The sequence below is a fragment of the Pseudomonadota bacterium genome, from assembly GCA_030860485.1.
Classification (GTDB): Bacteria; Pseudomonadota; Gammaproteobacteria; order JACCXJ01; family JACCXJ01; genus JACCXJ01.
In genome coordinates this window covers 1-7,056 of sequence record JALZID010000345.1, presented here as the reverse complement: position 1 = coordinate 7,056, position 7,056 = coordinate 1, and the positions used below count along the sequence as shown (strand labels likewise).

General features: G+C 63.9%; 9 protein-coding genes and 1 pseudogene. 6 read left to right on the top strand and 4 right to left on the bottom strand.

From position 1 onward, the window contains the following. The first annotated feature begins 161 nt into the window (after nt 1-161). The 5 genes and pseudogenes from M3461_21510 (at nt 162) to M3461_21490 (ending at nt 2,141) form a co-directional block, all read left to right on the top strand. A complete protein-coding gene (locus M3461_21510) occupies nt 162-395 on the top strand; it encodes an AbrB/MazE/SpoVT family DNA-binding domain-containing protein (GenBank protein MDQ3776739.1) in 234 nt (77 codons plus the stop codon). After that, nucleotides 382-826 (top strand): annotated as a pseudogene (locus M3461_21505) (PIN domain-containing protein). Before M3461_21510 ends, M3461_21505 begins: the two are co-directional and overlap by 14 nt. A 234-nt stretch (nt 827-1,060) precedes the next feature. Further along, nucleotides 1,061-1,222 (top strand): hypothetical protein, encoded by a 162-nt coding sequence (locus tag M3461_21500; GenBank protein MDQ3776738.1) that lies wholly within the window; start codon nt 1,061-1,063, stop codon nt 1,220-1,222. A 289-nt stretch (nt 1,223-1,511) separates the two neighbouring features. After that, nucleotides 1,512-1,742, top strand: coding sequence for a CopG family transcriptional regulator (locus M3461_21495; protein ID MDQ3776737.1), 231 nt, complete (start codon nt 1,512-1,514; stop codon nt 1,740-1,742). Between the two features lie 3 nt (nt 1,743-1,745). Further along, complete coding sequence (locus M3461_21490) at nt 1,746-2,141, top strand: type II toxin-antitoxin system VapC family toxin (GenBank protein MDQ3776736.1); 396 nt, start codon at nt 1,746-1,748, stop codon at nt 2,139-2,141. A 232-nt stretch (nt 2,142-2,373) separates the two neighbouring features. Here M3461_21490 and cysB read toward each other — a convergent pair whose 3' ends face one another. Beyond that, complete coding sequence (cysB, locus tag M3461_21485; GenBank protein MDQ3776735.1) at nt 2,374-3,348, bottom strand: HTH-type transcriptional regulator CysB; 975 nt, start codon at nt 3,346-3,348, stop codon at nt 2,374-2,376. Nucleotides 3,349-3,464: 116 nt separating this feature from the next. On the opposite strand from cysB, the gene M3461_21480 reads away from it, so the two are divergent. After that, nucleotides 3,465-4,247 (top strand): sulfite exporter TauE/SafE family protein, encoded by a 783-nt coding sequence (locus M3461_21480; protein ID MDQ3776734.1) that lies wholly within the window; start codon nt 3,465-3,467, stop codon nt 4,245-4,247. 161 nt (nt 4,248-4,408) lie between these two features. Here the strand turns inward: M3461_21480 and M3461_21475 are convergent, their stop codons facing one another. The 3 genes from M3461_21475 to M3461_21465 all read right to left on the bottom strand — a co-directional run. Beyond that, nucleotides 4,409-4,645: a DUF465 domain-containing protein gene (locus M3461_21475; GenBank protein MDQ3776733.1), complete on the bottom strand. Its 237-nt coding sequence runs from the start codon at nt 4,643-4,645 to the stop codon at nt 4,409-4,411. 283 nt (nt 4,646-4,928) lie between these two features. Beyond that, the gene (locus M3461_21470; protein ID MDQ3776732.1) at nt 4,929-6,107 is read right to left on the bottom strand and encodes a transposase; all 1,179 of its coding nucleotides are present in this window, start codon (nt 6,105-6,107) and stop codon (nt 4,929-4,931) included. Nucleotides 6,108-6,200: 93 nt separating this feature from the next. Then, on the bottom strand, nt 6,201-7,056 hold an 856-nt coding region (locus tag M3461_21465), incomplete at its 5' end, for a hydantoinase/oxoprolinase family protein (GenBank protein ID MDQ3776731.1).

Below are 7,056 nucleotides of genomic sequence, written 5' to 3'. Positions count from 1 at the left end.
GGCCTACATCATTGGCAAGAACTGCGTGCAGTTCTTCACCGTCGAACCGGAGCCTCTCCTTCCATTATGCACCACGCCCCGGCCTTACGACATACATCTCGTCGGTCTGAGGCGAAGCCTCGTTAGTCCTATCACGTATATCCTTACGAGGCCTACAAGCCATGCGCGTATCGAAATGGGGAAACAGCCTGGCGGTCCGATTGCCGGCGTCGGTGGTCGAAGCATTGGAGCTCAAAGAGGGGGAGGAGATCGAGCTCCATGTGCTCGGGACACGATCCGTCGAGATCGGCCGCAAGCCCCGCGCGAGAGATCTGCTGGCTCGCCTGCGCAAGTACCGCGGTCGCCTTCCCGCGAGCTACAGGTTCGATCGGATTGAGGTCAATGAGCGTGCCTGAGCCGTTCCACGACACGAATGTAGTGCTATATCTCTTTTCCTCCGATCCAACAAAGGCCGATCGCGCCGAATCGCGGCGAGCGGGGGTCTCGTCTCGGTGCAGGTGCTCAACGAGCTCGTCGCGGTCGCGAGGCGCAAGCTCGGCATGTCCTGAAGCGAGGTAGGGGAGGCCGTGAGCATCGTCCGAGCCGTGTGTGGTGTCGAGCCACTCACCCTCGAGACGCATGATCGCGCCCGGTTGCTCGCCGAGCGCTACGCCTTTCACATCTACGACGCGCGATCGTTGCCGCCGCCCTCCTTGCGGGCTGCTCCGTGCTATATTCGGAAGATCTGCAATCGGGACAGAGAATCGACGGTAAACTTACGATCATCAAATCCGTTTCGCAAATGACTGGGCCCGCGCCCATCGCAATTGCGGTGTCGTCGGCCTAGCGGGCGTAGCCCCTATGCTGGACGTGTAGCCGGGTGCCGCGCAGCGGAATCCGGGACACCCTCAAGGCCGCCGTGGCACCTCGGGATACCCGCGCTGCCCCAAAGCCCCTCCCCGCGAGGGGCTTTGTTCTTGACCAGGCTATACTGCCCCCATGACAACCGTTACCTTCGATACCCTCAAGTTCGTCGAAAGGCTCAAGGCCGCCGGCGTCCCCGAGGCCCCAGGCCAAGGCCATGGCGGAAGCGCAACAAGAGGCGCTTTCGGAATCGGTCGCCACGCGGTTGGCAACCAAGGCAGACCTCGCCGAGCTCAGGTTGGACGTGATCAAATGGATGGCTGGGCTTGCCCTCGCGCAAGTATCGTTGTCGATTGGCCTATCGGTCAAGCTACTGTGATTTCACATCGCAAGGGCCGTAGGGCGGGTTTATAGATTATTTAGGGATCGTAGCCCGGATGCAGCGAAGCGGAATCCGGGAAACCAAGGCAACTCCAAAGCCCTCCCCGCGAGGGGCTTTTCTTTTACCGGACAGGTCGTCGTTCCCTGGGTTCCGCTGCGCTTCACCCAGGCTACGATCCGCTCCTATTCACCATCCTTCGTTCCCCAGGCACTATTGCGAGCGAGGGCTGCGGCACTTATACTTGTCCATATACGTGAACGGGCGTTATTCGCTTGAGGTGGATAGCATGGCGCAGGTCAATCTATATCTGGATGAAGACACGGCCCGCAAGCTCAAGGCAGTCGCCAAGGCATCGGGCTTGTCCCAGAGCAAGTGGGTGGCGAAGGTGGTTCGCGAGCGGGTTTCCGACGAATGGCCTCCGCAGCTCGCGGCCCTCGCCGGCACTTGGCCCGATTTTCCGGAGGCCGAGGATCTGCGGCAGGGAGTGGGGCAGGACTCGCTCCGCGAACCTCTGTAATGTATGTACTTGCTGGATACCAATACCCTTATCTACTATTTCAAAGGTAAGGGCAAGGTGGCCGTGCGTCTCTTGCGAGTGGCTCCGCGAGAGGTGGCCGTTTCCACCATCACGGTTTATGAGCTGGAGGTGGGTCTCGCGAAAACCAGTGCTCCGCGTGTGCGGCGCGCCCAGCTCGAAGACTTCCTTGGCTTCGTGACGGTGCTGCCTTTCGAAAGGAAAGAAGCCACCGCCGCGGCCGGCATACGCGCGGATCTTGAACGGCGCGGATTACCCATCGGCCCGCTCGACAACCTGATCGCAGGCACCGCCAAGGCCCATCAGGCCATACTCGTGACACACAACGTGAGCGAGTTTTCCAGGATCCCCGGGCTGACGATAGTCGATTGGTATGCGTGATGGCACGCATCTGTGACGTCGATCGATGTCAACGAGTGCACCAGTAGCCCGGACGCCGCGAAGCGGAATCCGGGAAACCAAGGCAATCCCAAGGCCCCTCCCTGCAAGGGGCTTTTCTTTCGGCGGGGCCGCAGGATAGATGCTTGTCGGGGCGATCCGTCACATGACACATCATTCCGCCCCCCTTCAACCCAACGTCAGATGCGCCCGGTAGTCCTCCCGGTAGACGGTATCAATGGATGGGCAGCTCGAACCCCGTAAACAATGCCTCGGTCTCTTCCCGGGAACGAGCGGTGGCGGCCGCCTCTACCACCGCGCGCGTGAGGTGGGGGGCGAAGCCCTCGATAAAATCGTACATATAGCCGCGTAGAAAGGTCCCTTTTCGAAACCCGATCCGGGTCACGCTGGGCTCGAACAGGTGCCCGGCGTCGAGCGGCATGAGGTCCTGGTCGGTCCTGGGATCATAGGCCATGCCGGCAATGATCCCGACCCCCAGACCGAGCTTCACATAGGTCTTGATGACGTCGGCATCCACCGCCGTCAGGACCACGCGCGGCGCGAGGCCATGCCTCCGGAACGCCTGGTCCAACTGCGAGCGGCCGGTGAACCCGAACACATAGGTGATGATCGGGTAGCCGGCCACCGCCTCCAAGGTGAGCGGCGTCGCCTCGGTGAGGGGATGCCCGTGTGGGACGAGGATGCTGCGGTTCCACCGGTAACAGGGGAGCATCACGAGGTTGTCGAACAGCTCCAGGGCCTCGGTCGCGATCGCGAAATCGACCTGGCGGGTCGCGGCGAGATCCGAGATCTGCATCGGGGTGCCCTGGTGCATGTGCAGGGCGACCTCGGGATACCTCGCGATGAAGGCCTTGATGACGGGCGGCAGCGCATAGCGCGCCTGGGTGTGGGTCGTGGCGATGCTCAAGGTCCCGTGCCGGTGGTCCTTGAAGTCCTCGGCGATGCGGCGGATGGTCGCGACGTCGGCGAGTATGCGGTCCGCCACTTCCAGGACGGCCTGGCCCGCCGGCGTGACCTCGGTCAGATGTTTCCCGCTGCGGGTGAACACCCGCAACCCGAGCTCCTCTTCCAGGAGCTTGATCTGCTTGCTGATCCCCGGTTGCGAGGTGTAGAGGCCCGCGGCCGTGGCCGACAGGTTGAGGTCGTGGCGCGCGATCTCCACGAGATAGCGCAGCTGTTGAAGTTTCATCGCCCGACCCTAGTTCACTCGGGCTATAAGGGTATAACAAAGTATTCTTTATCGATATAGGATCTTGCTGCTAGAGTGCAGACAGGCACGCCACCAACCACAAGGACCCAGCTCTCATGGATTTCGCTTACACGCTCTCAGGGTTTGTCGTCGGCTTCATCGTCGGGCTGACGGGGGTTGGCGGCGGATCGTTGATGACCCCGCTCTTGGTGCTCGTGTTCGGTGTGAATCCGGCCATCGCGGTGGGGACCGATCTGCTCTACGCGGCCATCACGAAATGCGGCGGGATCCTCGTGCACCACAAACAGCGCACCATCGATTGGCGCATCGTCCGGCTCATGGCCGCCGGCAGCCTGCCGGGCGCCGGGCTCACCTTGCTGGCGCTCCGACATTTCCAGCAAGAGGGCATGGACTACACGGCCTTGATCACCTCGACCTTGGGAGTGGCGCTCATCCTCACCTCGCTGGTCCTGCTCTTCAAGCGCCAGCTCCTGGAGTTCAGTTATCGCGAGCCCTTCCAGGCCGTGCGCGCCGTGCATCGGCAGCTCAAGGGACCGGCAACGGTGCTGGTGGGGCTGGTGATCGGGGTCCTGGTGACCCTGTCCTCGGTGGGCGCCGGCGCGCTCGGTGCGGCCGCGCTGTTCTTCCTGTATCCGCGGCTGCCGGCCGTGTCGATCGTCGGCAGCGACCTCGCCCACGCCGTACCCTTGACCGCCGTGGCCGGTCTCGGCCACGCACACCTCGGCACCGTGGATTTCGTCCTGCTCGGGAGCCTCTTGCTCGGATCGCTGCCGGGGATCTACCTGGGCAGCAACCTCGGGGTCCGACTCCCGGACCAGGTCGTCCGCCCCGTCCTCGCCAGCATGCTGCTGTTCATCGGCATCCGCTTCGCGCTGTAGCGTACGGTCCGACTATACCGATCAGCGTCAGAATATAGGCTGGCCGCGAGCCTGTCACTGCGGCCCAATCGGAAGATCGCCCAATCGGAGATCAAGGTAAATGAGCCGTAGCGACCGGTTCGACACCGGCCGGTTCGGCGTTGGCCTGGCGCGGAACCCGGCTAGCCGCCCACGGCTTCCCTCGAACGGCGTCGGTTGGCGATGATGGCCGCCATCCGGTCCTTGAGCAACAGCTTCTGCTTCTTCAGGTTCTCCAGCGATACGTCATCGAGCGGGAGGGACCCCTCGTTGGCCTGATGGACCTGGTCTTTCAGACCGTGGTGCTTCTGGTACAGACGCTTGAACTCCTCATCGCTGGAGAGGAGCTCTTGCACGATTTCTTCATCGGATTCAAACATCTCGCCCCCTTTCACTGTGTGTGCCGATGGCCGGTGCCGACCCCGCAACCACCACCTGCCGCCATCCGCGGTGCTAAAGCCGTCGCCGGCACCGGTAGTTTCCGCGAAGCGATTCCACCTTTTCAACCGTAGTCCAGAACGGCGACGATCACAAGCCGGGTACGAAGCCGCTCTGCGTTCCGCGCGCAGCCCGGGCCGCGGGGAGACTGTCGCCGGCCCACCCTGGCTCAAAAAAGAAACCCGCCTGACGCGGGTTTCTTTTTGGCGGGGAGGTGGCCGGGTCCTAAGCCGGCTGCAAGACATAGCCTCGCAGCGAAAGGGCGAAGTCCTCCAAGGCCTTGATCCCCGTGCTCTCCGCCTGCCGACACCATTCCTGAAGCGCGTGCAGGAGGCTTTCCTGAGTCGCCGCGCGTTCCTTCCACAACTGCTGCAGCTCCTGCTTGAACCGATAGACCACCTGTAGCGCCTCGCTATGCTCCAAGGCCCCCTGCAGACGGTGCCTGGCATGCTCATCCAGACGCGACTCCTCGCGCGTGATCAAGCGTCGGGTGTGTTTCAGCATGCGCCGCGCCGGGCCCTCGGCCTTGCGCAACTCCTCTTTGTGGACGCGGCGGACCACTTCGCGGGCGTAACGCGCCATGACGTGCAGATGGCTGGTGACGATCGCGGTCACCGTCTCGCAGTCGACCAGGGCCTTGCCGGGCGTGTAGGCCGGCTGCGGCGCCAGCTTCTTGACCCGCGCCAGGCCCAATAACTCGAACGCGCGGATATACATCCAGCCGACGTCGCACTCCCACCACTTGTTGGACAACCTGGCCGAGCTGGCAAAGGCGTGATGGTTGTTGTGCAGCTCCTCGCCGCCTATCAGGATCCCCCACGGGCAGATGTTGGTCGAGGCGTCGCCGCACTCGAAGTTGCGATACCCCCAATAGTGGCCGAGGCCGTTGACCACGCCCGCGGCCCAGACCGGGATCCACAGCATCTGGATCGCCCAGATGGTCAGGCCGATGGGACCGAACAGGACCAGCAGCACCGCCAAGAGGCTAAAGATGCCCTTTTTGGTGTGCGCCGTGTACAGGTTGCGCTCGATCCAGTCATCGGGCGTCCCGAAACCGTACTTGTCGAGGGTCTCCGGGTCGGCGGCCCCGACGCGGTACAGTTCGGTGCCTTCCAAGAGGACCTTCCGGATCCCGTAGATCTTCGGGCTGTGGGGATCGTCGGGGGTCTCGACACAGGCGTGGTGCTTGCGGTGCACGGCCACCCATTGGCGGGTGACCATCCCGGTGGTCAACCACAGCCAGAAACGGAAGAAGTGAGACACGGCCGGGTGCAGGTCGAGCGCGCGATGCGCCTGATGCCGATGAAAAAACACGGTCACCGAGACGATGGTGATATGCGTCAGTATCAAGGTCAGCGCGACATATCCCCACACTGATAATTCCAACAAGCCCATGAACATGATCCTCCGGAGCCGAACGAAAGTAGGGTCGTGAGACGGTATCGCATGGTAACCGACAATCCAGGCGAGGTCCATGGGCGCACCGGGCGCTCGCGGTCAGCACACGCCGGCCGAGTCGCGGAGCCGGAGATGGCCATGGTCATCGACCGTGGCTTGCCATCCACGCGCCAGGTAGGTGGTCGAGCCCGGGTCTGCGATGATGGCCGGCCCGGAAAGCCCTTGTCCCGCGGTGAGCGCGCCGCGCTCGAAGACCGGTACCGGAGCGGCGACCTCGTACACGGTGATCCAGCGCGTGGGGCTTGCGGGGCGTCCCGAGGGGGGCCGCGCCAAGCGCAGTCGGGCGGCCGGTCCGCGCAGCGCCACCCGGAGGTTGACGAGCTCGACCGGGGTCCCGAGGCGATGGCCGTAACGCCGTTCGTGGGCCTGGTGGAAGGCCTCGAGCGCGCGCCCGCCCGAGCCCTGCCAGGGGACGTTCAGGGTATGGGCCTGACCCCGGTAGCAGAGATCGAGACTGGGATACGCGCGGAGGTAGCTCTTATCTGGGAGCCCGATCCTTTCGCCGGCCATGGCCGCCAGGCCGTCTTCGGCCAAAGTACGCAGGGCAACCCCGATCTCCCGGCGCCGGGCGGGGATGAGGACACCCGAGAGCGTTCGCGATAACTGGCGTCCGCTGGATGCGGCGAGCATCCCGAGCGCCGAGAGGACCCCGGCGTCGCGCGGCACGAGGGTCTCCCGGATCCCGAGCGCTCGCGCCAGATCGCAGACGTGCAACCCGCCGGCACCGCCGAAGCAGAAGAGCGGAAAGCGGCGCGGATCTAGTCCGCGATGGAGCGAGATCACCCGCAGGGCATTGGCCATGTGCTCGTTGGCGATGGCAACGATCCCGAGGGCGACGTCCTCGATCACGGTCATCCCGAGTCGCGCCGCCAGCCGGCCGACGGCGGCGCGCGCC

Bases quoted from the DNA above. Each gene is read 5' to 3' on its own strand.
- M3461_21475 (MDQ3776733.1), bottom strand. From the start codon at position 4,645: ATGTTTGAATCCGATGAAGAAATCGTGCAAGAGCTCCTCTCCAGCGAT.
- M3461_21500 (MDQ3776738.1), top strand. From the start codon at position 1,061: ATGGCGGAAGCGCAACAAGAGGCGCTTTCGGAATCGGTCGCCACGCGG.
- M3461_21480 (MDQ3776734.1), top strand. From the start codon at position 3,465: ATGGATTTCGCTTACACGCTCTCAGGGTTTGTCGTCGGCTTCATCGTC.
- M3461_21490 (MDQ3776736.1), top strand. From the start codon at position 1,746: ATGTACTTGCTGGATACCAATACCCTTATCTACTATTTCAAAGGTAAG.
- M3461_21495 (MDQ3776737.1), top strand. From the start codon at position 1,512: ATGGCGCAGGTCAATCTATATCTGGATGAAGACACGGCCCGCAAGCTC.
- M3461_21510 (MDQ3776739.1), top strand. From the start codon at position 162: ATGCGCGTATCGAAATGGGGAAACAGCCTGGCGGTCCGATTGCCGGCG.
- cysB (MDQ3776735.1), bottom strand. From the start codon at position 3,348: ATGAAACTTCAACAGCTGCGCTATCTCGTGGAGATCGCGCGCCACGAC.